Raw genomic sequence first — 23,401 nt, 5'->3', positions numbered from 1 at the left:
CTACTTACCCAAGCAAAAGCTGGCAAAAATCTCATCAAGCAGATTCTCGACGCCTATTCGACCGACCAACGATTCCAACGACCGGATTGCCGAGCGCATCTCTTCAGCAGAAAGATCGTAACTGTCCGGCCCGAGGTCAAGGAGGTTGCGGGCGGCCAACAGACGTTCCAACGAATCCGTCATCGCCTTTCGATGACGGTCCCGCGTCGCGATGCCTGCTCCGGTCGACTTGTCCACGAGCACATTCTCGATCTTGGTGATAAGCTCGTCTATCCCCTGGCCCGTCTTGCCCGACACAGCAAACTCACGCGTTCCCCGCAAATCTGCCTTTGGAGCAACTACAATGTCCCCAGTTTGCCGGGAAATTCCAAGTGAGCTGTCCCATCCATCTATTAGAAACACGCGAAGGTCAGCACGCTCCGCTCTCTGCCGGGCAAGGCCGATACCCAGGCTCTCAACAACATCATCTGTATCACGCAAACCTGCGGTATCCAGCAGCGTAACGGGCAACCCGGCCAGATCCATCCGAACTTCGATCACGTCCCGCGTAGTTCCTGCTATATCGGAGGTAATCGCAGCGTCCCTGCCGGCAAGTGCATTAAGGAGAGTTGACTTTCCAACATTCGGTGCGCCGATAATGGCAACTTCGAAGCCATCCCTGATCCTCTCGGCAATTCGAACACCCGATATTTCTTGACGCAAAGCTCCCATCAGACGTTCTAGGATTTGGGAGACCTCTGGCGTCACGTCCGTCGGTACTTCTTCGTCGGCGAAATCGATGACAGCTTCGAGGAGTGACGCCGCTCGGATCAGGTCTCGCCGCCAACTTTCAGCCAGGTCGCCGAGTTTACCGGACAAAATTGCTTGCGCTTGCTTCCGCTGTGCCTCCGTCTCGGAATCGATCAGGTCGGCAAGTCCCTCCACCTGAGCAAGATCCAGGCGACCATTTTCCAGCGCCCTTCGGGTGAACTCCCCTGGTTCAGCCTGACGCAAATCAGAAAGCGCTGCGAGCGCCGAACTGACAGCTTGAACGCTAGCCGAGCTACCATGGATCTGGAACTCGACAACGTCTTCGCCCGTGAAACTGTTAGGCCCGACAAAGGTTAAAATGACCGCTTCATCAAGGAGTTCACCATGTACGTCGTAGAGGTTGCGGACACTCATACCGCGGCCTGCCAAGCCACTTCCGGTCAAGGTAGCAGCTGCGTCATGAGCCCTTGGGCCGGACACACGAATCACGGCAACGCCGGATTTCCCCCGCGCGGTTGCCAAGGCAAAAATGGTATCCATACAGGGACCCTCACGATCCGACCCTGACGGGTCAGGTGTTCATCGAGTCGAAGAAATCCGAGTTTGTCTTTGTCTGCTTCAGCTTGGAAAGCAGGAATTCGATCGCGTCCGTTGTTCCCATCGGATTCAGAATCCGGCGCAGAACGAATGTTTTGGCCAAGTCGGCCTTGTTGACCAACAGATCCTCTTTCCGAGTCCCGGACTTGAGGATATCGATCGCAGGGAAGACGCGTTTGTCGGCAATCTTGCGATCCAACACGATTTCAGAGTTACCGGTACCCTTGAATTCTTCAAAGATAACCTCGTCCATCCGGCTGCCAGTGTCGATAAGCGCCGTAGCAATAATCGTCAGAGAACCGCCTTCTTCGATGTTCCGCGCCGCACCAAAGAAGCGCTTGGGTCGTTGCAGGGCGTTGGCGTCGACGCCACCGGTCAGAACCTTGCCCGAAGACGGAACAACTGTATTGAATGCCCTACCAAGTCTTGTGATTGAGTCGAGAAGAATAACAACATCTCGTTTATGCTCTACCAATCTCTTGGCTTTTTCGATCACCATCTCGGACACGGCCACGTGACGGGCTGCAGGTTCGTCAAAGGTAGAGGACACAACCTCCCCCTTAACCGAGCGCTGCATATCGGTAACTTCTTCTGGGCGTTCGTCGATCAGAAGGACGATCAGGTAGCACTCGGGGTGGTTCTGCTCGATCGAGTGGGCAATGTTCTGGAGGATCACCGTCTTACCTGTCCTTGGCGGCGCCACAATCAGGGAACGCTGCCCCTTCCCGATCGGCGCGACTAGGTCGATGACCCGCGCAGACTTGTCCTTGATCGTCGGGTCCTCGATTTCCATCTTCAAACGCTCATCCGGGTAGAGCGGCGTCAGGTTGTCGAACGCGACCTTGTGACGGGCCTTTTCAGGATCCTCGAAATTGATCTGCTTGACGTCGACCAACGCGAAGTACCGCTCGTTGTCCAGCGGAGCTTTGATCTGGCCCTCTACGGTATCGCCTGTGCGCAAGGAGTACTGCCGGATCATGTCAGGCGAGACATAGATGTCATCCGGGCCCGGAAGGTAGTTGGCTTCGGTCGAACGAAGGAAGCCAAAACCGTCCTGCAGAACCTCCAGTACACCATCACCAGCGATCTCCCAGCCCTCATCCGCGCGTTCACGGAGAATCTGGAACATCATCTCGCCCTTGCGCATGGTCGAGGCGTTCTCGATCTCCAGCTCTTCTGCCATTGCCAGAAGGTCCTTGGGGCTCTTGGCCTTGAGATCGGAGAGATTCAGAACTTCGGTAGACATGATGAACGGCCCTGTAGCCGCCGCAGAGACGGCGTGTATGGTGGAGATGTGCAATCGGAGAGCATCGCCCCGGACGGGACGTGTAGCGGTAGATAAGCGAGCGCTATGCCAGAGTCAAACCCGCTCTCAGAATTTGACGATGACCGAGATCACGATGACGACCATCAGCAGCGTCGGAACTTCGTTCATCAATCGGTACTGTCGGCCTGTCAGCGAATTCCGCCCTGCCACGAAATCCTTACGGCGATACCCCAGCCAGTGGTGGAACCAGGTCATCCCTATGACACCTGCGGTCTTGGCCCACGGCCAGAACATCGTCCAGTCGACGATCCCCGGAGTGAATACCATCAATAAACCGCAGACCCATGCCACGATCATCGCGGGGGCCATGATGAAACGTAGCAACTTGTGTTCCATGGTCTCAAAAATGGCGCTTGCACCGTCAACCGACCCTGCCTGTTCGACATGATAGACGAACAATCTCGGCAAGTAGAACAGACCAGCCATCCAGGACATGACAGCCATGATGTGCAGGGATTTCACCCAAGGATACAGAATGTAGAGCAGATCGGTCATGGGATCCTCGTGAACCTTGGTCACTCACTAATAAAAAGAAAGAAAAGAGAAAAGGATGATGGTTTTGTAGGGCCTTCGGAATCCGTGGATAAAAATTCGATCCCGTGGCTTATCCACATCGGGGCAAGCGGGAAGCAGACTGTTCCACGTGGTGGGGAAAACTTCCGAAAGTTATTTTTTTACAGATACTTAAGTAACCAGTTTTTTCCAGTAGATCTGGAAAATCCGGGATAACCTGTGGTTTGATGCGTTTGTTCTCAACAGTTCGGTTATCCTTGTTCCCGTGGGATGTGCTTGGCGCGACTCGGATGAGGTTTTCCCGCCAAACCCGGGGTTTGCTTGGCAAGCGGAAATTCATACAAACGATGCGAACAAACTCCTTGCCTTGCCCACCCGGTTATCCCCATGACTATCCCCTTCATCCTCGCTTCTGGCTCGCAGATCAGGTCGCAAATGCTGCGGCAGTCCGGTGTGAACTTCGAGGTAGAAAAACCCAAGGTCGATGAAGATACCATTAAGTCGTCCTTGATGGCCGAGGGTGCCAACCCGCGCGACATTGCCGACGCACTGGCCGAGATGAAGGCCCGCAAGATCAGCGACAAGCGCCCAGGAGCCATGGTTCTGGGATGCGATCAGGTGCTCGATTTCGAAGGGCGGCTGTTGTCGAAACCATCGACACCCGAAGAGGCATTGCAGCAGCTTCGCGACATGCGTGGAAAGCGCCACATGCTTCTGTCGGCTGCAGTCATTTATGAGAATGGAGAGCCTGTCTGGCGGCACATCGGACAAGTTCGCCTGAGGATGCGCGAGGCGTCGGACGATTACCTGCAAAGCTATGTCGATCGAAACTGGGACAGTATCCGCGAGGCTGTAGGTGCTTACAAACTCGAAGAAGAAGGGGTCCGGCTCTTCGCGACCATTGACGGCGACTACTTTAACGTTTTGGGTATGCCCTTGATCGAGCTACTCAATTATCTAGGCCTTCGGGGAGTGATCGAACAATGACGGACATGCGCATACCCTTGGCCGGTGTCATCGGGCACCCTGTGGCGCATTCCAAATCCCCGCGCATTCACCGGCACTGGTTGGTCACGCTCGGTCTCAATGGTCACTACATTCCCATGGATGTGGCACCAGAAGATCTGGAGACCGTGATCCGCACCTTGCCCAAGGCGGGTTTCGTCGGGGTGAACATAACGGTTCCCCACAAGGAATCGGTCCTTACCTTCGCGGACCAGATTTCGGATCGTGCGACCCTGATCGGTGCGGCCAACACGCTGATCTTTCGCGCCGACGGCAAGATCCACGCGGACAACACCGATGGTTACGGGTTCATCACCAACCTCAAGGAAGGTGCGCCGGACTGGGATCCAGCCGCGGGGCCGGCAGTTGTTCTGGGTGCCGGTGGCGCCGCGCGTGCGGTCGTGTCCGCGTTGGCCGAGGCGGGTGCGCCGGAAATCATCGTGACCAATCGCACACGCGCCCGCGCCGACCGTCTGCAATCGGATTTTGGAAATCGCGTTGTCGTCGCCGACTGGGTCCAGGCCGGGAACCTGATCGAGGGGGTAAACCTTGTCGTCAACACGACCTCACTGGGTATGGTTGGTAAGCCCGAGCTGCGCATTCCGCTGGATGGTCTGTCACCGGGCACTGTCGTGACCGACCTCGTTTATGCCCCTCTCAAGACAAGGTTGCTACAAACTGCCGAAGAGGCGGGTTGCATTGTTGTCGATGGATTGGGGATGCTGTTGCATCAGGCCGTCCCCGGTTTCGAACGCTGGTTCGGCGAACGTCCGGTTGTTGATGCGGCAACGCGGGCGGCTGCGCTCAGATGAGCTTTCGTCTGGGACTTACAGGCTCCATCGGCATGGGCAAAAGCACCACGGCCAGCTTCTTCGTGGATGAAGGTTGCGCGCTCTGGGATGCAGATGCCGCAGTACATCGGCTGTACGACAAGGGTGGTGCCGCCGTGGCTCCAATGCAAGCGGCCTTTCCCGAGGCGGTTGTTGATGGCGTTGTCGACAGGGCCCGATTGAAGGCAATAATCGCCAGTGAACCGACGGCTCTCAAACAAATCGAGGCTATCGTCCATCCGCTTGTTGCAGCGGACCGGGCGGATTTCCTGAAATCCGTTACAGCTGACATTGTCGTTTATGACATCCCGTTGTTGTTCGAAACGGGTGGAGACAAGGCGATGGATGCCGTTGCGTGTGTTTCGATCCCGCGTGAAGATCAGAAGGCGCGCGTAATGGAGCGGGGCACCATGACAGAGGCGCAGTTCGAACAGATCCTTGCAAAGCAGATGCCGAACGAAGACAAATGCGCCCGCGCCGACTTTGTTATCGTGACCGATACGCTCGATCATGCACGACAACAGGTTCAGGACATCGTGAAGGAAATCAGGACAGGGCTAAACCAGAATGCGTGAGATCGTTCTTGATACGGAAACGACCGGATTTGACCCGGAAACGGGCGACCGCATCGTCGAAATCGGCGCTCTGGAGCTCTACAACCACCTGCCCACAGGTCGCACGTTCCACGAGTACATCAACCCAAATCGCGGCATGCCGCACGAGGCGTTCCAAGTGCATGGCATCGGCTGTGACTTGCTGGAACCACCCCAGGACCCTGCGCCCGGAGCGATCACCTTGCGAGACAAACCGTTGTTCTCGGCTATCGGACAAAAATTCCTTGATTTTGTCGGTGATGCACGGCTGGTGATCCACAACGCTGCCTTCGACATGAAATTCCTGAATGCCGAATTGGGGTGGCTTGGCTTGCGCCTGCTCCCAATGGATCAGGCCGTCGATACATTGGCCATGGCCCGCAAGCGTTTTCCCGGTGCGCCAGCCACGCTTGACGCGCTTTGCCGACGTTTCAGCATCGACAACTCGGCCCGGACGCTACACGGCGCCCTGCTCGACTCCGAGATCCTGGCAGAGGTTTATCTTGAGCTGATCGGGGGGCGACAGCCTGACTTCGCCCTGTCCGCGACCCAGGAGCAGTCTGCCGGTGTTTCGGTCGACACTTGGCGCCCTTCACCGCGACCCAAACCGCTACCCTCTCGGGTCACCGAAGTCGAACGACGGGCGCATGAAGAGTTCGTTACCAAACTGGGCGAAAATGCCCTGTGGGCGCGCGCCTGACCCCCAAGGATCAGGCGCATAGTCTCAGGCTTGTGCAGTGCCTGCCTGCTCTGCCTGACGGCGGGCGATCTCGTTGCGGTAAAGCTGGACGAAATCGATATTGTCGAGGTTGAGCGGCGGATAACCACCGTCGCGCGTCACGTCGCTCACGATCCGGCGCAGGAACGGGAACAACATCCGCGGGCATTCGATCAGCAAGAAGGGATGCAACTGTTCTTCCGGCACGCCTTCGACGTGGAAAATGCCGCAATAATCGATTTCGAACAGGAACAGCACATCGTCCATTCCTTTGGCCTTGGATTCGACCTTGAGCTTGATCGCCACCTCGAACTGGTGATCGGTCGGGCGCTTCTTGGCATCCAAATTCACCTGCACGCTGACATCAGGCTGAACGTCCCCTGACGCACCTTTTTGCGCCATGACGTTTTCAAAGGACATGTCCCGAATGAACTGGCCCAGAACCCGCATTTGAACCTGCGGTTGCTGTTCGGGTTTTGCAGTCGTGGTATCGGTTGCAGCTTGAGTATCAGACATAAAGATTGGCTCCCAAAAACAAGTTTGGCAGTTGCTTACCAGCTTGGAATGCCGTGCTCAATGCCGCCTTTCAGCGCCCGTCCGGCCCTTCTACCCAGCCCGACGGTTTATCGGGGTCATGCCGCGGTTTCACCTCTTCGTAATCAGCATCGATGATGTCACCACCGACTGGACCGTAGGCTCCATGATGAGGTCCGCCATGGTGCGGCCCTCCGGGCCGGGGTCCCGGACCCATCTGAAACTGCGTCACGCGGACGCGCTTTCGTATGTAGCGATAGACTGCGACGCGTATTCCGGGAACGAGCAGGGCAAAGCCGATGGCATCGGTGAAAAAACCCGGCGTCAGCAGCAATGCCCCGGAAAACAGGATCATCGCGCCATGTGCCAATGGTTCGGTGGGATCATCCAGTTCCGAAAATGCTCGCTGCAACTGGCCCATTGCCAGGCGGCCCTGCGTACGGACCAGCCAAGTGCCCAAGACCGCCGTCAGGACGACGATACCGAGTGTAGGCCATAGCCCGATCAGACCGCCAACCTGTATGAACAGGGCGATCTCGAGGATCGGAACCAGCAGGAAGGCCAGAAACAGATACATCGGCTGCGTCCTTTCGAAACGGCGGAATGGTGGACTTGCACCCACCTCTCCCCTACATAGGAGCGAAAGCGGCGGCTTTTAAAGCCCCGGGTCCAAGACGAGGAAGAAATGAACTCACCCCTGCTCCAGCTTCTTGTGTTGGCCGGTATTGCGATCTTTCTGATTTTGCGACTGAAAAGCGTACTCGGAACGCGTGAAGGATTCGAAAAACCACCCTTGCCCAAACAGAACGCGGACCGTAACAAGCCCGAGTTCGAAGTGATAGAGGGCGGTCCTGACCGTGATATCACCGATCACGTGCCCGAAGACAGCGACACGGCTGAAACCCTTGCTGCCATGAAACGGGTCGAACCCAGCTTCTCGGTCAGTGACTTTGTTCAGGGTGCGCGCGGCGCATACGAGATGATCGTGATGAGTTTCGAGCGTGGAGAGGTGGAGCAGATCCGCCCCTACCTTGCCGAAGATGTCTATGAGACGTTCGCCGAGGTTGTGCGCCATCGCGAGGAACAGGGCCTTACCATCGAGGCCGAGTTCATCGGTGTCCGCGAGGTTGCTCTTGTCGATGCGCGCTTTGACAAGGATACCAACGAAGCCGAGATAACAATCCGTCTGGTTGGTGAGCTGACCTCGGTCGTTCGCGATCGCGCTGGTGAAATCGTCGAGGGTAGTCCGAATACCGTCAAACGTCAGAAGGACGTCTGGACCTTCGCCCGCGTTATGGGCAGCCCCGACCCGAACTGGCTCCTTGTTGCCACGGACGCATGATTGCAGCGCTTCGGTCTGTCTTCCTGGCGGGGGCTGTGATGGCCTTCGCCGGTGCGGCCCAGTCCGAGGCGACGCATTCCATTCTCGAGTTCAAGGATCTCGACGGATGGTCGGATGACGACCATGGCGCGGCGCTGAACGTTTTTCTCAATACTTGCCGCGACTTCGACGACCCAGATTGGACAACTCTTTGTGCCGTTGCCGAATCAGAAGGCCCGGACAATCCGCGCGCATTCTTTGAGCTGTTTTTCAGGCCTGTGCTGATCGAGAACGGCGAAAAGGCCCTGTTCACCGGGTATTTCGAGCCCGAATTAGACGGATCCCGCTACCCGTCCGGGCGCTTTCAATACCCTCTGTACAAAATGCCGCCCGAAGCGAAGGAGCAGAATCCGTGGCTCCCCCGGCGCGACATTCTGTCCAGTGGGGTGATGGAAAACCGGGGACTCGAAATCGCCTGGGTCGATGACCCGGTCGAGCTGTTCTTTCTCCAGATACAGGGATCGGGCCGGATCAAGCTGCCTGATGGTGGCTCTCTTCGTGTGGGCTACGGCGGAACCAACGGTCATCCCTACAGGTCGATCGGGGTCGAGCTTGTACGTCGAGGGATTTACGACGCACATCAGGTTAGTGCGCAGGTTATCCGAAACTGGGTTCGTCGAAACCCGGCCGAGGGCCAGGAACTTTTGTATCACAATCCGTCCTATGTCTTTTTCCGCGAGGTTCGCCGTGTCGCTGCCGAGCATGGACCCTTGGGCGCGATGAACCGCTCAGTCACGGCGCATCGCAGCATCGCTGTCGACCCTGCATTCACCCCGCTTGGCGCGCCGGTCTGGGTCGAGAAGGATGGAGCTGATCCGATCCGACGACTGATGATTGCTCAGGATACCGGTTCCGCCATCAAGGGAGCCCAACGCGCAGATATCTTTTTCGGAACCGGGCACGACGCAGGCTTGGCCGCCGGCCGACTGCGCGATCCGGGAAGGATGGTTGTCTTGCTGCCGATCCAGCGGGCCTATGCGTTGCTGCCGGATGAATTCTGATGACCCGGCGAAAACTGACTCCCGAAGAGGTCGAGCTATGGCAAAAGGTAGCCGCCCGCGCAGAACGGCTGCACCCTGAAAGCCGCAAGGAAAACAGGCAGAAACCTCTTCCCAAGCCGACGCCGACGAAGCGGCCCCAAACGCGTATCGAGGCGTTTGAACTTGGGCAGCGGGCGTCTCGTTCGACTAACGGGCATCATCTGAAACCATCCATCGCGGAGGAATTGAGGGCTGCGCCGGTCCAAATGGATCGCAAGGCGTTCACCCGGATGACCCGCGGAAAGATGAAGCCCGAGGGTCGGCTAGATCTGCATGGTATGCGCGTCGATGCCGCTCACCCCGCCCTGATCCGGTTCATCCTCTCTGCGCAGGCGTCCGGTAAACGGTTGGTTCTGGTCATCACCGGTAAGGGCAAGGATCGGGACGAACCCGGACCAATCCCAACGCCTCGCGGTGTACTGCGCAACCAGGTGCCGCAATGGTTGTCGATGCCCCCATTGTCGCAGGCCGTCCTGCAGATCGCGCCGGCGCATCTAAGTCATGGCGGTGGCGGAGCGTATTACGTTTACCTGCGGCGCCGCAGCTAGAGTAATTGTTTCGCGCGCGAAACGCCCAGCCAGGTCAAAGCCGCCGTCAGGCAGAAATACAACGCAATCGCGTTGAACTGTCCTTCCAGTCCCCAGCCGAGGTCAATCAGAAAACCCGTCAGGCCGGGCCCGATGGCCGATCCAAGGACCATGACGGCAGTGGCAAGCGACTTGATCGCTCCAATATGCGCGGTGCCGTAGAATTCCGCCCAAAATGCCGCAGGCAAAGTGGAATTCGCGCCCGTCGTCACCCCGATCAAGGCAATACCAAGAACTGCCATCGCCGTGCTGTCGCCGAGGCCGAAAAACAGGAAACCGGCCGCCATGGGCAACTGGTAGAATGGCATCAGGCCCGCAGTGCCAAACTTGTCGAGCGCCCAGCCCGAAGCGAACATCGATGCCATGCCTATGGCGGTGTAAAGCGGGAAAAGGGCCACCAGTTCGACATGGGCCCAGCCCTTGAGCTCGGCCAGGTGAACCTGGTGGAAAAAGAATGCGGTGACGAATGCCGCAGGCCCCAAAATCGCGGGAACCATCATCCAGAACAGCGGATGTGCAAGGGCCTGTTTTCGGGTCCAGTGCCGCCCCTCCATACCGAAGGTGACATAGGATTGTGCAAAGCTCTGCGGAGTACGTTCCTCTGCCAAAAGCTTCCAAAGAACGGGAATCCCCAGAAGAGCGATCGCGGCAGCAACCACCCAGAGCATGCGCCAGTCGAACACCGTCATTGCAGATACGAAGAGCAGCGGCAGAACGGCCTCTCCAACAGCAAACCCTACTGTTGCTATCGACAACGCCCTGCCCCGTGTTTTGGTAAACCATCGGGCCATCGCGACCATCGCGATGTGACTGGACATCCCCTGCCCAAAGAACCGCAACAGGAAAACCACCGGGACCAGCCCCCAAGCCCATTGGTTGAAGGCCATGGAAAGGCAGGCCGCTGCAAGACCGACAAGGATCAGAGGGCCGAGTTGCCGGACGCGGAACTGATCGGTCAGCGAGCCGGCCCAGACCATCACAACCGCCGAAGCCGTCGTGCCCAGCGTGTAGATTCCGCCCCAAGCGCCATGGCTCAGGTTGAACGTCTCGCGGATCTCACCGGCAAACACCGAGATGAAGAAGGTCTGCCCGAAACTGGACAGAAAGGTCAGAAGCCCGCCAGCCGCCAGCCAGCGGGCATTCTGTTTCAGGAACGTTCTCATGGCGCCCGTGTTCAACATGGCTGGACGCGGGGTCCGCGGGATAGGGGGCGCACTGGTTACCTCATGGGTCAATTTGCGACCACGCTACCCGACCGGGTTGTGAGGTCCAGTCAAATGATTACAGGACGTACCGGCTCAGGTCCGTGGAACGCGCAAGTTCCCCAAGGTTCTTTTCAACAAAGGCTTCGTCCACAGTCACGGTATCGCCAGAGCGGTCCGGGGCAGCAAAGGACAGTTCCTCAAAGACGCGTTCCATCACGGTATACAGCCTGCGCGCCCCGATATTCTCGACGCTTTGGTTCACCTCGGCGGCGATTCGCGCCAGTGCCGAGATCCCGTTGTCGGTGAATTCCACGGTCACGCTTTCAGTACCCATCAGGGCTGTATACTGCCGCGTCAGTGCGTTATCGGTTTCGGTCAGGATACGAACGAAATCACCTTCGGTCAGCGCACGCAGTTCGACCCGGATCGGCAGACGCCCCTGAAGCTCGGGCAAAAGATCCGAAGGTTTGGCGATGTGGAATGCGCCGCTCGCGATGAACAGGATATGGTCGGTTTTGACGGCGCCATGCTTGGTTGACACTGTTGTTCCTTCGATGAGGGGCAACAGGTCGCGCTGCACGCCCTCTCGGCTGACATCACCTCCGCGCGCATCGGTGCGGGCGCAGACCTTGTCGATTTCGTCCAGAAACACGATTCCGTTCTGTTCGACAGCTTCGAGCGCGGTCTTGTTGACCGTCTCGTCATCCAGCAACTTGTCGGCTTCTTCGCTCAGAAGAATTTCGTAACTGTCAGCGACCGTCATCCTTTTCTTGACCGTTCGGCCGCCAAAGGCTTTGCCGAAGATATCGCCCAGGTTCATCATCCCCATGCCGGGTTGACCGGGCAGTTCCATCATCGGCATCGGGTTCGACGTGTCTGAAACCTCCAACTCGATCACGGTATCGTCCAGCTCGCCTGCTTTCAGCTTGCGCCGAAACATGTCGCGGGTGGCTTCGCGGGCGTCGGTGCCCGCAATCGCGGCGATCACGCGCTCTTCGGCATTCTGGTGCGCTCGGGCCCGCACGTCTTCACGCATGTATTCGCGGGTCTGTATGATGGCAGAGTCGACGAGATCGCGGATGATCTGTTCCACATCGCGCCCGACGTAACCGACCTCGGTGAACTTGGTGGCCTCGACCTTGATGAAAGGGGCACGCGCCAGCTTGGCGAGGCGACGGCTGATTTCAGTCTTGCCGACGCCGGTGGGCCCGATCATCAAGATGTTCTTGGGATACACCTCGTCGCGCAAATCGTCGCTCAGCTGCTTGCGCCGCCAGCGATTGCGCAACGCCACGGCGACGGCGCGCTTGGCTTCTTTCTGGCCGATGATGAAGCGGTCAAGTTCCGATACGATTTCACGCGGTGTCAGGTCGGTCATTCATTTCTCCTTGGTCCGATAGGACGTGGCATCGGTCAGCCCGAGGTGCAAGAGCGGGGCCGATCAGCTGCCGCCGATGCTCTCGACGGTGAGGTTGCCGTTCGTGTAGACACAGATGTCAGCGGCGATCGCCATCGCGGCGCGCGCAACCTCCTCTGCTGAGCGGTCGCTGTCCATCATCGCCCGGGCCGCAGCCAGGGCATAATTCCCGCCTGATCCGATCGCGGCGACGTCATGTTCCGGTTCCAACACGTCGCCAGCACCGGTGATCACGAACATATCGCGGCCGTCGGTCACGATCAGCATCGCCTCAAGCTTTTGCAGGTACTTGTCTGTGCGCCAGTCCTTGGCAAGTTCCACCGATGCGCGGGCCAACTGGCCCGGCGTCGCTTCCAGCTTGGCTTCGAGCCGCTCCAACAGGGTAAAAGCATCGGCGGTCGATCCCGCGAACCCGGCCACGATATCAAAACCGCCGGGGCTGAGGCGTCGCACCTTGCGCGCGCTGCCCTTGATCACCGTCTGGCCCAGGCTGACCTGCCCGTCCCCGGCGATGACGACCTGCCCGCCTTTCTTGACGCCGACGATCGTGGTGCCGTGCCAGCCGGGGAATGTGTCCTCTGCCATATCGCGCTCCTTGAATTCAAAACCATTCCTATATGGGCCGCGCGCCCGGTCGGAGCAACCGTTCACAAATCGCCCAAAAGATATGCAAAAGACGCAATACGGGACTGCCAAGGCGGCAATTGTGCAAGTGCAGCATCCCGCCTACATCAGCGCTGCAACCGGCGATGAACCGGCTGCTTCTCATTCAAAGGAACATCTCATGGCACAAGCACCCCAGATGCATGCGCCACTTGGAGCAGTCGCAACTCTCCGCGTGGTGGATGCCGTACTCTCGATCAAGACCGACCTCGCCAACTGGAACGCGTCGCGCAAAACCCGCGCCATCCTCAGCGACCTGTCGGATCGTCAGCTGGACGATATCGGACTGACCCGCGACGATATCTCGAAGCTCTGAACCAATGCACACTCACGGTTCATGAAAGCCGCTCCCCGGGGGCGGCTTTTTCATTTCAGGGGAGCCGTCTGGTAAAGCCGTACCTTGGTGCCGCCATGATCGACCACCGGTCCGGCCGGTTCGAAAGGCAAACGCGTGGCACGGGCCAGAGATTGTGAGCTTGTAACAATCCCCGCGCGCCAGCCCGAGAAACGCTCCATCAGCACCTTTCCAAGCGATCCATACAGCGCGCGCAGGCGTTTTTCATCGCCGATCCGCAGGCCGTAGGGCGGGTTCGCGATGACAAGGCCCGGCGGACCTGGGGGTGGCTTCAGCGCGCTGACAGTAGCCTGCGAAAACCGTGTCCAATCCGCGATCCCAGCAGCTTCGGCATTGCTGCGCGCTGCATCCACCGCACCAGGGTTCCGGTCAAAGCCAAAAAAGAGGGTTTGAGGCGCACCGGTCTCGATAGTTCCCCGGATCCGTTGCCAGGCATCCGCGTCAAACGTCGCGAGCTGCTCGAAAGCAAAGCTCCGATCCCGGCCTGGCGCCAGGCCCGCGGCGATTTCCGCCCCCTCGATCACGAAGCTGCCCGATCCGCACATCGGGTCGACCACCGGTTCTCCTCCGGTGAAACCGCATTCGCGCAGGAACATTGCCGCCATCGTCTCACGTAGGGGCGCCTTGGCGACCGACAGCTTGTAGCCGCGCTTGTGCAGCAACTCGCCCGAGGTATCGACCGAGAAGGTGCACATGTCCTTTTCGATCCTGAGCATGATTTTCACCTCGGCCTCTGGGTCGATACGGGTGCCCAATGTATCGGCGATCGCCTTTTCGACCCGTTCACGTGCTGCACCGGCGTGATAGATCCGCGAACGTCGGCTGGTTGCCTCAACCCTGACAGGCACGTCGGGTTTCAAGAGATCCGCCCACGGCAGTTTCCGCGACCGCTTATCCAACTGGGCAAGATGCACGGCCGGAAACTGTGCGAACCGCAACAGCACGCGATTGGCACCGCGCAACAGCAGGTTTGCGCGCCAAACCTCAGTCCAGTCGCCCGTGACGGTAACGCCGCCGGGTACAACTGTTGCTCCGGAAAAGCCGCGCTCGACCGCCTCCTGCATTAGTGGGCGTTCAAGGCCGGGCGTGGCTGCGAGGAAGATTTCATGTGTCGAACTGGATACCATTCCACTGCTTTATGCGCATCGCGCGCGCTGGGCGACCGTTTTTATGGCATCGAGGTTCGCGAGGCTGCGTCACATTGACTGTATTCCGTAGTATACAAAGATTCGAACTCCGAACGTGTTTGCCTTTGCCAGACTTCCCGCGTAAACGTGCGCGCGAAATGGGACGTCTCGTGCAGGCGGCCGATTGCGCAAGCTGGCGGGGTGCACTTTCGCGGCGCATCCTGCATCTGGAACTAGCCGCAAAGCGGATCGGGCTCGAAAGAACGAAGCGACATGCAGACTTTCAAATTGAAGAAAGGGCTGGACCTGCCGGTGAGCGGGGCGCCCGAACAAAAGATCCATCCGGGACCTGAATTTGGGACCGTTGCCGTGCTTGGAGCCGACTATGTCGGGCTCAAGCCGCGCATGATCGCACAGGAGGGGGACAGCGTTCAGCGGGGCGCTCCGCTCTTCGCGCACAAGGACGCGCCCGAGGCGATGATGGTCGCGCCGATGACCGGCAAGGTGGTCGCGATCAATCGCGGCGCACGCCGTGTGCTGCAGTCCGTCGTGATCGAGGTGACCGACCCCAACGACGTGGGTGTCGATTTCTCGGGTGTCGGAGACAGCACCACGGCTGCCGGCATCACCGAGAAACTCTGCGCTGCGGGCCTTTGGACCAGTTTCCGCACCCGCCCTTATTCCAAGCTGCCCGTCCCCGGCACTGCTCCCGAGGCGGTTTTCGTCACTGCGATGGAAAGCGAACCTCTCTCGCCCGAGGCCGAGTTGATCATCAATGACGCTCCGGACGACTTCGCAACCGGGTTGAAGGCCGTGTCCGCCCTGACCGAAGGAACGACGTGGCTGTGCCAGGCACCGGGTGCCGCAATTCCCGGTGGCGATCTTCCGGGTGTTCAGGTGGCAAGTTTCGAAGGCCCCCACCCTGCGGGCCTTGCCGGTACGCATATTCACTTTCTCCACCCCCTCACCGCGTCGGACATGGTCTGGACCATCGGCTATCAGGATGTGATCGCCATTGGCCGCCTGATGCGCACCGGTCACCTGGATTCAAACCGGGTTGTCGCCCTGTGCGGCCCCGCTTGCCGACAGCCGCGGCTGATCCGGACCACGATGGGCGCATCGCTGACCGATCTGACCGCGCATGAAGTCGCCGTGGACAAGCCGGTTCGAGTCATTTCCGGTTCCATCCTCTCGGGTCTGGCCGCCGAAGGACCATTTGCCTATCTCTCGCGCTACGCCAGACAGGTGACGATCATCGAAGAGGACCGCGAGCAGATTCCGATGGGCTGGATCCGTCCGATGCCATCGAAATACGCGGTTCAGCCTGTGCTGGGTTCTGCCTTGTCGGGCAAGCTGTTCAACCTCACCTCGAACCTGAATGGCGGGCGTCGCGCGATGGTGCCGATCGGGACGTTCGAACGGCTGATGCCGCAGGATTACCTTCCGACGCAGCTGCTTCGCGCGCTTCTCGTGATGGACACCGACACTGCGCAGGCGCTGGGCGCAATGGAACTCGACGAAGAAGACCTCGGCCTCGTGGGCTTTGCCTGCCCGGCCAAGTATGAATATGGGCTCGCTCTTCGCGACAGCCTGACCAAGATTGAGAAGGAGGGCTGAGCCAGATGGGTCTGCGCAGCTTCTTTGACCGGATCGAGCCCAACTTCACAAAGGGCGGCAAATACGAAAGGTACTTCCCCCTCTATGAGATGGTGGAGAGCTTCCTTTATACGCCGCGCACAGTGACCACGGTTGCTCCGCACGCCCGGTCTTACATCGATATGAAACGCATCATGACCTATGTCGTGATTGCGACAATCCCTTGTATCCTGTTCGGCCTGTACAACACTGGCTACCAGGCCAACTCCGCGCTGCTGACCGTGGGCGCCGAACAGGCAACCGGCTGGCGGATCGGTCTCTTGCAGATGCTGGGCATCGGGTTGAACCCCGACAATATCTTTGCCTGTTTCATGCACGGCCTGCTCTACTTCCTGCCGATCTACATCGTCACATTGGTTGCGGGCGGCATCTGCGAAGTCGTGTTCGCCACGGTGCGCGGACACGAGGTGAACGAGGGCTTCCTCGTGACCTCCATGCTCTATGCCCTGATCCTGCCTGCGACGACGCCGCTTTGGCAGGTCGCGCTTGGCATCGCCTTCGGTGTGGTGATCGGCAAGGAGGTCTTTGGCGGCACCGGCAAGAACTTCCTCAACCCGGCGCTGGTCGGGCGTGCCTTCCTTTACTTTGCCTATCCCGCTCAGATGTCCGGCGACTCGGTTTGGGTGCCGGTTGACGGCTATTCCGGCGCAACCGCATTGTCGGTTTCCGCGCAGCAAGGCTACCAGGAACTCGCGGCGGCAGGCATGACCTGGATGGATGCTTTCCTTGGCTTCATTCAGGGCTGCATCGGCGAAACTTCGACCCTTGCCGCGATGATCGGTCTTGCCTTCCTGCTGGCAACAAGAATCGCAAACTGGCGCCTGATCGTTGGCTGCCTTGCCGGCACCATCGGGTTCTCGCTGCTGCTTAACGTCATCGGATCGGATACCAACCCGATGTTCGCGATGCCCTGGTACTGGCACCTCGTTCTCGGCGGTTACGCCTTCGGCCTCGCCTTCATGGTGACCGAACCCGTATCGGCAGCGCATACCAACATGGGTCGGCTGATCTACGGCGCGCTGATCGGTGTCATGGTCGTTCTCATCCGCGTTCTCAACCCCGCCTTCCCCGAAGGGATCATGCTGGCAATCCTGTTCGGCAACGTCTTTGCCCCGCTGATCGACCATTTCGTCGTGCAGGCCAACATCAAACGGAGGGTCCGCCGCCATGCCTGAGAAAAAGCAAGGCCCCATCGCCCGCTTCCTGGCCGCGCCGCCGGACTCGGTCGGCAAGACGATCTTTGTCGCCGTGGCCCTGTGCCTCTTCGCCTCGATGGTCGTTTCGGCCGCGGCGGTTTCGCTGCGACCCATCCAGGACGCCAACCGCCAGCGCGACAAACAAGTGAACGTGCTGCAGGTCGCCGGCATCTATGAACCGGGCCTCGACGTCGAAGAAGCGTTCGAAGCATTCGAACCGCACGTTCTGGACCTGTCGACGGGGGAATTCACCGACCAGTTCGACCTTGAAACCTATGACGAACTGGCCACGACCCGCGATCCGGCGATCGTCCGCGCGCTTGACGAGGATCCGGCCGGGCTGGGTGATCAGGTGTATTTCCAGACGGTCTACCTGCTGCGGGACGATGCCGGCGGCATCGACAAGGTAATCCTGCCGATCGAGGGCTATGGTCTGTGGTCCACGCTTTATGGCTTCATCGCGCTCGAAGAGAACGGCAACGACATCTACGGGCTGCAATTCTATCAGCACGGCGAAACCCCCGGCCTCGGCGCCGAAGTGGACAACCCCCGCTGGAAAGCGCTGTGGAATGGCAAGAAACTGTTCGACGAAAGCGGCGAACTCCAGATCACCGTCGCCAAGGCGCCGCCACCGGCGGGCCGAGACTATTACGTGGACGCGCTGGCCGGGGCGACCCTAACCAGCGTCGGTGTCGACAACCTTGTCCGGTTCTGGATGGGTGAACAGGGCTATGGCCCCTTCCTCGACCGGCTGAAGGCAGGAGAAATCTAATGCCCCAGACACGCAGATCACTGCTCGTCGATCCGCTGGTCGACAACAACCCGATCACCCTTCAGGTGCTGGGCATCTGCTCGGCGCTGGCCGTGACATCGTCGCTGCAGGTGGCGTTCGTCATGGCGCTGGCCGTGACTTTCGTGACGTCGTTTGCGTCTTTCTTCATCTCGATCCTGCGCAACCAGATCCCCGGTTCGATCCGGATCATCGTGCAGATGGTCATCATCGCGTCGCTCGTGATTCTCGTTGACCAGATCCTCAAGGCTTATGCCTTCGAAATCTCGAAAACGCTGTCGGTGTTCGTGGGTCTCATCATCACCAACTGTATCGTGATGGGCCGGGCCGAGGCCTTCGCGATGAAGAACCCGCCGGTCGCTTCGTTCCTCGACGGCTTCGGCAACGGTCTGGGCTACGGCCTGATCCTGATGCTCGTGGGCTTCATCCGCGAGCTGTTCGGCGCCGGCTCACTCTTTGGCGTGACGATTCTCGAGACCGTCAACAACGGCGGCTGGTATGTCCCGAACGGGATGCTGCTTCTGCCACCGTCGGCTTTCTTCATCATCGGTCTCATCATCTGGGCGTTCCGCACTTGGAAACCCGCCCAGGTCGAAGAGCGTGAATACAAGATCCAATCGGTGGAGGCTCACTGATGGAAGGGCTCATTTCGCTGGCCGTAAAGGCCATCTTTGTCGAAAACCTTGCGCTGTCTTTCTTCCTCGGCATGTGTACCTTTATCGCCGTATCGAAAAAGATCTCGACCGCGATCGGCCTTGGTATCTCTGTCATGGTCGTGCAGGCGATCACCGTTCCAGCCAACAACCTGTTGCTGAACGGTCTTTTGAAGCCCGGTGCGCTTGAATGGGCGGGCTTCGGTGATGTCGACCTGACCTTCCTTGGACTGATCACCTATATCGGCGTGATCGCCGCGATGGTGCAGATCCTCGAGATGGTGCTCGATAAGTTTTTCCCGCCGCTCTACAACGCGCTGGGAATCTTCCTGCCGCTCATCACGGTGAACTGTGCCATCCTTGGTGGCTCGCTGTTCATGGTGGAACGTGACTACAACTTTGCCGAGGCGACGACATATGGCCTCTCCTCCGGCTTTGGTTGGGCGCTGGCGATCACCGCCATGGCTGGCGTGCGGGAAAAGCTCAAGTATTCCGATATTCCCGACGGTCTTCAGGGTCTCGGCATCACCTTCATCTCGGCAGGTCTGATGGCATTGGCCTTCATGTCCTTCTCGGGCGTCAAACTGTAAGGGGGCGCAAATGGAAACCTTTACGCTCGGTATCGCGCTGTTCACCCTGATTGTAATCGGGTTGGTGACGATCATCATGCTTGCACGGTCGCGGCTGGTCTCGACCGGCAACGTGAACATCACCATCAACGGGGAAAAGACGGTATCCGTCCCCGCCGGTGGCAAGCTGTTGCAGACGTTGGCGGAACAGAAGCTCTTTGTTCCCTCGGCCTGCGGCGGTGGTGGAACCTGCGCGCAGTGCCGCGTTCGCGTGCATTCCGGAGGCGGTTCGATCCTTCCAACTGAGGAAAGCCACATCACCAAGCGCGAAGCAGCCTGTGGCGACCGACTCTCCTGCCAGGTTGCGGTCAAGCAGGACATGGAAATCGAGGTTCCCGAAGAGGTCTTTGGCGTGAAGAAGTGGGAATGCACCGTGCGTTCCAACGACAACGTCGCAACCTTCATCAAGGAACTGGTGCTGGAACTGCCCGCGGGCGAGGACGTCAATTTCCGTGCCGGCGGCTACATCCAGATCGCCGCGCCTCCGCATGTCGTCGATTACAAGAATTTCGACGTCGCCGAGGAGTATCGCGAGGACTGGGACAAGTTCAATCTCTGGCAGTACACCTCCAAGGTCGATGAAGAGATCGAGCGCGCCTATTCGATGGCGAACTACCCCGAGGAAAAGGGCATCATCATGCTCAACGTGCGGATCGCGTCGCCCCCTCCGGGGTCCGAAGGCATTCCGGCGGGCCAGATGTCGTCCTACATCTTCAACCTCAAACCCGGCGACAAGGTCACCATTTCGGGGCCGTTCGGCGAGTTTTTTGCGCGCGACACCAAGAAAGAGATGATCTTTGTCGGTGGTGGTGCGGGCATGGCGCCGATGCGCAGCCACATCTTCGATCAGCTCAAGCGGCTTTCGACCGATCGCAAGGTAACCTTCTGGTACGGTGCCCGCTCCAAGCGCGAGATGTTCTACGTCGAGGATTTTGACCAGCTCGCTGCCGAAAATCCGAACTTCGAATGGCATGTCGCCCTGTCTGACGCGCTGCCCGAGGATGATTGGAAAGGCTACACCGGCTTCATCCACAACGTCCTGTTCGAAGAATATCTGAAGAATCACCCGGCACCGGAAGACTGCGAATTCTATATGTGCGGTCCCCCGATCATGAACCAGTCGGTCATCAACATGCTGCTCGATCTGGGCGTCGACCGCGAAGACATCATGCTCGACGATTTCGGCGGGTAAGACTCGAAGACACTTCAAGAAAAGGCCGCCGGGGTCCACCGGCGGCCTTTTCAATTCCGGTCCTCTTTCACGGGTCGGATTCGGACGCGATCCCCAGCTTGTAAATCAACGCTCCGGCCCCGGCCCCAAGAAGCGGGGCAAGGATGAACAGCCACAATTGCGAAAGCGCCGCACCACCGGCGAACAAGGCCGGGCCAACCGACCGCGCGGGATTGACGGACGTGCCTGTGATCGTGATGCCCACAAGGTGAATCATCGTCAGCGTCAACCCGATCACCAGGCCCGCCATTGTGGCATTCCCTGTCGCCGAGGTGACCCCTAGGATCACCACGATGAACACAGCAGTTGCAACGAATTCGAAAATGAAGGCACCGGCAAGTCCATACCCGGCTCCGAACCCTTCTCCCCAACCATTCTGGCCCATTCCGTTCACTGAAACATCATAGCCGCCGACCTGTGTTTCGACTGTCATGTAAATCAGCAACGCAGCAATGATGGCACCGGCAAGTTGGGCGATCACATAGCCGATGAAGTCCGCCATCGACATCCGGCCCGCGACCAGGCACCCGAAACTCACCGCCGGGTTCAGATGCGCGCCCGAGACCTGACCGATTGAATAGGCCATGGCGACAACCGAAATCCCGAAGGCGAGGCTTATGCCGGTGATGCTGATCGCATCCGCGAGACCCACGCCCGACCCGGCCAGAACGGCACTGCCGACCCCGAAAAACACCAGGGTGAATGTCCCAAACCCTTCTGCTAACAGTTTTTTCATTTCCCCGTCTCCCACTGACAAGCGCGGAGATGGTAACACGTTAACCGACAGAGTAATTAAATTTCGTAAGCCCCTTCAAAAAGACAGTATTCATTCAAAGAGGCGCCGGTATCGTCGGGGCATTCCAACGTACATGGTCAGGCGTCTGGCTTCCTGATGTCCCGCCACGGCATTGCTTTTCTGTCGCGGTACTTCACGGTCAGGTTCAGCGGCGTTTCATCCTCGTCATAGACACCCAGAACGATCCCCTTGCCGCCGCTCTTGGTGCGCATGTCGATCAACTGCTGGCGCGACCGGGTCGTGCGCTGTGACGGGCGGCACGTCCAGTCGTGAAGATAGCTGTAGAGACGTTCGATCACCTCGGCATGTTCGTCGCTCTCGCCAAGGTCCACCAATTCCTGCGGGTCGTTCTGCAAATCGAACAGCATCGGACGATAGCCGCCCTGCGCGTGGATCAGCTTCCATTCCTTCGTGGCAACCATGAACAACAGCGCATCGCGCGGATCGGCATTCAGGGCGGTGGCGACTCCGGTGGCGGAGTAATCCCACTCGCAGATGGCATATTCGCGACCGGTATCGCGGGCCTGCCCCCGCAGGATCGGCAGCAGGGATCGACCTTCCAGGATGTGATCGGGAACCTCGCCACCGGCTATCTCGACAAATGTCGGGGCAAGGTCGATGGATTCCACCAGTGCATCACATGCTGTACCGCGCGTGGCGTCGGCATCCGGGCTGGGATCGTAGATGATCAGCGGCATGCGGGTCGACGCATCGTGAAAGAACGTCTTTTCCCCCAGCCAGTGATCGCCAAGAAAATCGCCGTGGTCCGAGGTAAGCACGATCATCGTGTCATCCATCCGGCCGGTCTTGTCCATCCAGTCGAAAAGACGCCCCATTTGGTCGTCGGCCTGCTTGATCAGCCCCATATAGGCGGGAATGACCGCCTCGCGCACTTCGTCGCGGGAAAAGGCCTGGCCCACCTTGGTATCCATGAAGGCCTTGAACACCGGATGTGCATTCTGGCGTTCAGCGTCCGTGCGAACCGGTGGCAGCACGTGTTCCGGCCCGTACATCGAGGCATAGGGTTCGGGCACGACATAAGGCCAATGCGGTTTGATAAAGGACAGGTGACAGCACCACGGCCCTTCGGTCTGTTCCATGAACTGCATCCCACGACCGGTCAGATAGGGTGTTTCGCTATCCGGCTCATGGATGTTGGCCGCCTCGCGGGAGTTCTTGAGGAACCACCCAGACAAGACGTTGCCTTCCTCGTCCAATCCGGAGTTCGCGAAGTCGTGCCACGGGTTGTCCGACTCATACCCCTTGGCCTTGAGCCACTTGTTGTACTCCTTTGCGCCATCCGGGTCATAATACCCGTCCGGGCCTTCGGGCAGCATCCCGTCATCGCGTTCGAACACGTCGAACCCGCACTCCGCGACCCGCGCGCCGATGATGCTGTCGGGGGCCAAACCCAAACGCGCCATACCCTCGGCGTCGGCACGCATGTGGGTCTTTCCGACTAGCCAGCAATCCATACCGACCTTTCGCAGGTGGTCGCCCATCGTCATCTCGCCGACTTTCAGCGGAACACCGTTGAAGCTCGCGCCATGCGAATGAACGTAGCGCCCGGTATAGGTCGACATGCGGGACGACCCGCAGATGGGTGACTGGATATAGGCCCGGTCGAACCGCACGCCCATCGCGGCGAGGCGGTCGATGTTCGGTGTCTCAAGGTGCGGATGACCGTAGCAGCCCAGGTAATCCCACCGCAACTGGTCGAACATGATGAACAGGATGTTCTTTGCCTTGGCCATGTCCCGCGCCTCCTCCTTGTCGTGGCTATCGACTTTCTAGGGCCGGCCAGCCCG

General features: G+C 59.0%; 25 protein-coding genes. 14 read left to right on the top strand and 11 right to left on the bottom strand.

Annotation, left to right across the window (positions count from 1 at the left end; genetic code table 11):
* From mnmE to ACFORG_RS06815, 3 genes are all read right to left on the bottom strand, one after another.
* Positions 1-1,290, bottom strand: a complete 1,290-nt coding sequence (gene mnmE, locus ACFORG_RS06825) for a tRNA uridine-5-carboxymethylaminomethyl(34) synthesis GTPase MnmE (RefSeq protein WP_386734638.1) — start codon at positions 1,288-1,290, stop codon at positions 1-3.
* A gap of 31 nt (positions 1,291-1,321) precedes the next feature.
* Positions 1,322-2,593, bottom strand: coding sequence for a transcription termination factor Rho (rho, locus tag ACFORG_RS06820; protein WP_386734637.1), 1,272 nt, complete (start codon positions 2,591-2,593; stop codon positions 1,322-1,324).
* A 126-nt stretch (positions 2,594-2,719) separates the two neighbouring features.
* Entirely contained in the window at positions 2,720-3,169 is a 450-nt protein-coding gene (locus tag ACFORG_RS06815; RefSeq protein WP_386734636.1) for a CopD family protein, read from the bottom strand.
* 405 nt (positions 3,170-3,574) lie between these two features.
* On the opposite strand from ACFORG_RS06815, the gene ACFORG_RS06810 reads away from it, so the two are divergent.
* Genes ACFORG_RS06810 through dnaQ form a run of 4 tightly spaced genes read left to right on the top strand, consistent with a single transcriptional unit; the run spans position 3,575 to position 6,315 of the window.
* Positions 3,575-4,174 (top strand): Maf family protein, encoded by a 600-nt coding sequence (locus tag ACFORG_RS06810; RefSeq protein WP_386734635.1) that lies wholly within the window; start codon positions 3,575-3,577, stop codon positions 4,172-4,174.
* Positions 4,171-5,004 (top strand): shikimate dehydrogenase, encoded by an 834-nt coding sequence (locus ACFORG_RS06805; RefSeq protein ID WP_386734634.1) that lies wholly within the window; start codon positions 4,171-4,173, stop codon positions 5,002-5,004. The genes ACFORG_RS06810 and ACFORG_RS06805 overlap by 4 nt, the downstream gene beginning before the upstream one ends.
* Positions 5,001-5,597: a dephospho-CoA kinase gene (coaE, locus tag ACFORG_RS06800; RefSeq protein WP_386734633.1), complete on the top strand. Its 597-nt coding sequence runs from the start codon at positions 5,001-5,003 to the stop codon at positions 5,595-5,597. The genes ACFORG_RS06805 and coaE overlap by 4 nt, the downstream gene beginning before the upstream one ends.
* Positions 5,590-6,315 (top strand): DNA polymerase III subunit epsilon, encoded by a 726-nt coding sequence (dnaQ, locus tag ACFORG_RS06795; protein WP_386734632.1) that lies wholly within the window; start codon positions 5,590-5,592, stop codon positions 6,313-6,315. Before coaE ends, dnaQ begins: the two co-directional genes overlap by 8 nt.
* A gap of 24 nt (positions 6,316-6,339) precedes the next feature.
* On the opposite strand, the gene secB is transcribed toward dnaQ, so the two are convergent.
* Entirely contained in the window at positions 6,340-6,849 is a 510-nt protein-coding gene (secB, locus tag ACFORG_RS06790) for a protein-export chaperone SecB (RefSeq protein ID WP_386734631.1), read from the bottom strand.
* Between the two features lie 70 nt (positions 6,850-6,919).
* Positions 6,920-7,444, bottom strand: coding sequence for an FxsA family protein (locus ACFORG_RS06785; RefSeq protein WP_386734630.1), 525 nt, complete (start codon positions 7,442-7,444; stop codon positions 6,920-6,922).
* 108 nt (positions 7,445-7,552) lie between these two features.
* Here ACFORG_RS06785 and ACFORG_RS06780 point away from each other — a divergent pair, with 108 nt between their 5' ends.
* Genes ACFORG_RS06780 through ACFORG_RS06770 form a run of 3 tightly spaced genes read left to right on the top strand, consistent with a single transcriptional unit; the run spans position 7,553 to position 9,836 of the window.
* Positions 7,553-8,209, top strand: a complete 657-nt coding sequence (locus ACFORG_RS06780) for a Tim44/TimA family putative adaptor protein (RefSeq protein WP_386734629.1) — start codon at positions 7,553-7,555, stop codon at positions 8,207-8,209.
* Entirely contained in the window at positions 8,206-9,249 is a 1,044-nt protein-coding gene (mltA, locus tag ACFORG_RS06775; RefSeq protein ID WP_386734628.1) for a murein transglycosylase A, read from the top strand. The genes ACFORG_RS06780 and mltA overlap by 4 nt, the downstream gene beginning before the upstream one ends.
* Positions 9,249-9,836 (top strand): Smr/MutS family protein, encoded by a 588-nt coding sequence (locus tag ACFORG_RS06770; RefSeq protein ID WP_386734627.1) that lies wholly within the window; start codon positions 9,249-9,251, stop codon positions 9,834-9,836. The genes mltA and ACFORG_RS06770 overlap by 1 nt, the downstream gene beginning before the upstream one ends.
* Here ACFORG_RS06770 and ACFORG_RS06765 read toward each other — a convergent pair.
* The 3 genes from ACFORG_RS06765 to hslV form a co-directional block, all read right to left on the bottom strand.
* Complete coding sequence (locus tag ACFORG_RS06765) at positions 9,833-11,038, bottom strand: MFS transporter (RefSeq protein WP_386734626.1); 1,206 nt, start codon at positions 11,036-11,038, stop codon at positions 9,833-9,835. The two genes, ACFORG_RS06770 and ACFORG_RS06765, sit on opposite strands and share 4 nt — an antisense overlap.
* A 118-nt stretch (positions 11,039-11,156) precedes the next feature.
* Positions 11,157-12,458 carry an ATP-dependent protease ATPase subunit HslU gene (gene hslU / locus ACFORG_RS06760; protein ID WP_386734625.1) on the bottom strand — a complete coding sequence of 434 codons (1,302 nt, stop codon included), beginning with the start codon at positions 12,456-12,458 and terminating at the stop codon, positions 11,157-11,159.
* A gap of 63 nt (positions 12,459-12,521) precedes the next feature.
* Complete coding sequence (gene hslV / locus ACFORG_RS06755) at positions 12,522-13,082, bottom strand: ATP-dependent protease subunit HslV (RefSeq protein WP_386734624.1); 561 nt, start codon at positions 13,080-13,082, stop codon at positions 12,522-12,524.
* Positions 13,083-13,281: 199 nt separating this feature from the next.
* Here hslV and ACFORG_RS06750 point away from each other — a divergent pair, with 199 nt between their 5' ends.
* The gene (locus ACFORG_RS06750) at positions 13,282-13,476 is read left to right on the top strand and encodes a DUF1127 domain-containing protein (protein ID WP_386734623.1); all 195 of its coding nucleotides are present in this window, start codon (positions 13,282-13,284) and stop codon (positions 13,474-13,476) included.
* A 50-nt stretch (positions 13,477-13,526) separates the two neighbouring features.
* On the opposite strand, the gene ACFORG_RS06745 is transcribed toward ACFORG_RS06750, so the two are convergent.
* Positions 13,527-14,642, bottom strand: a complete 1,116-nt coding sequence (locus tag ACFORG_RS06745) for a THUMP domain-containing class I SAM-dependent RNA methyltransferase (protein WP_386734622.1) — start codon at positions 14,640-14,642, stop codon at positions 13,527-13,529.
* Between the two features lie 273 nt (positions 14,643-14,915).
* On the opposite strand from ACFORG_RS06745, the gene ACFORG_RS06740 reads away from it, so the two are divergent.
* Genes ACFORG_RS06740 through nqrF form a run of 6 tightly spaced genes read left to right on the top strand, consistent with a single transcriptional unit; the run spans position 14,916 to position 20,758 of the window.
* Complete coding sequence (locus ACFORG_RS06740; protein ID WP_386734621.1) at positions 14,916-16,259, top strand: Na(+)-translocating NADH-quinone reductase subunit A; 1,344 nt, start codon at positions 14,916-14,918, stop codon at positions 16,257-16,259.
* 5 nt (positions 16,260-16,264) lie between these two features.
* Positions 16,265-17,473, top strand: a complete 1,209-nt coding sequence (locus tag ACFORG_RS06735) for an NADH:ubiquinone reductase (Na(+)-transporting) subunit B (RefSeq protein ID WP_386734620.1) — start codon at positions 16,265-16,267, stop codon at positions 17,471-17,473.
* A complete protein-coding gene (locus ACFORG_RS06730; protein ID WP_386734619.1) occupies positions 17,466-18,266 on the top strand; it encodes a Na(+)-translocating NADH-quinone reductase subunit C in 801 nt (266 codons plus the stop codon). Before ACFORG_RS06735 ends, ACFORG_RS06730 begins: the two co-directional genes overlap by 8 nt.
* Complete coding sequence (locus ACFORG_RS06725; protein WP_386734618.1) at positions 18,266-18,919, top strand: NADH:ubiquinone reductase (Na(+)-transporting) subunit D; 654 nt, start codon at positions 18,266-18,268, stop codon at positions 18,917-18,919. Before ACFORG_RS06730 ends, ACFORG_RS06725 begins: the two co-directional genes overlap by 1 nt.
* Complete coding sequence (gene nqrE, locus ACFORG_RS06720; RefSeq protein ID WP_386734617.1) at positions 18,919-19,527, top strand: NADH:ubiquinone reductase (Na(+)-transporting) subunit E; 609 nt, start codon at positions 18,919-18,921, stop codon at positions 19,525-19,527. The genes ACFORG_RS06725 and nqrE overlap by 1 nt, the downstream gene beginning before the upstream one ends.
* A 10-nt stretch (positions 19,528-19,537) precedes the next feature.
* Entirely contained in the window at positions 19,538-20,758 is a 1,221-nt protein-coding gene (nqrF, locus tag ACFORG_RS06715; protein ID WP_386734616.1) for an NADH:ubiquinone reductase (Na(+)-transporting) subunit F, read from the top strand.
* A gap of 67 nt (positions 20,759-20,825) precedes the next feature.
* Here nqrF and ACFORG_RS06710 read toward each other — a convergent pair whose 3' ends face one another.
* Positions 20,826-21,533, bottom strand: a complete 708-nt coding sequence (locus ACFORG_RS06710) for an MIP family channel protein (protein ID WP_386734615.1) — start codon at positions 21,531-21,533, stop codon at positions 20,826-20,828.
* A gap of 137 nt (positions 21,534-21,670) precedes the next feature.
* Positions 21,671-23,347 carry a sulfatase-like hydrolase/transferase gene (locus ACFORG_RS06705; RefSeq protein WP_386734614.1) on the bottom strand — a complete coding sequence of 559 codons (1,677 nt, stop codon included), beginning with the start codon at positions 23,345-23,347 and terminating at the stop codon, positions 21,671-21,673.
* Positions 23,348-23,401: the final 54 nt, after the last annotated feature.

This window comes from Lutimaribacter marinistellae, assembly GCF_042648365.1.
In the GTDB taxonomy this organism is placed as follows: domain Bacteria; phylum Pseudomonadota; class Alphaproteobacteria; order Rhodobacterales; family Rhodobacteraceae; genus Lutimaribacter_A; species Lutimaribacter_A marinistellae.
The sequence above is the reverse complement of the archived record's forward strand: the minus strand, read 5'-3'. Positions and strand labels throughout refer to the sequence as shown.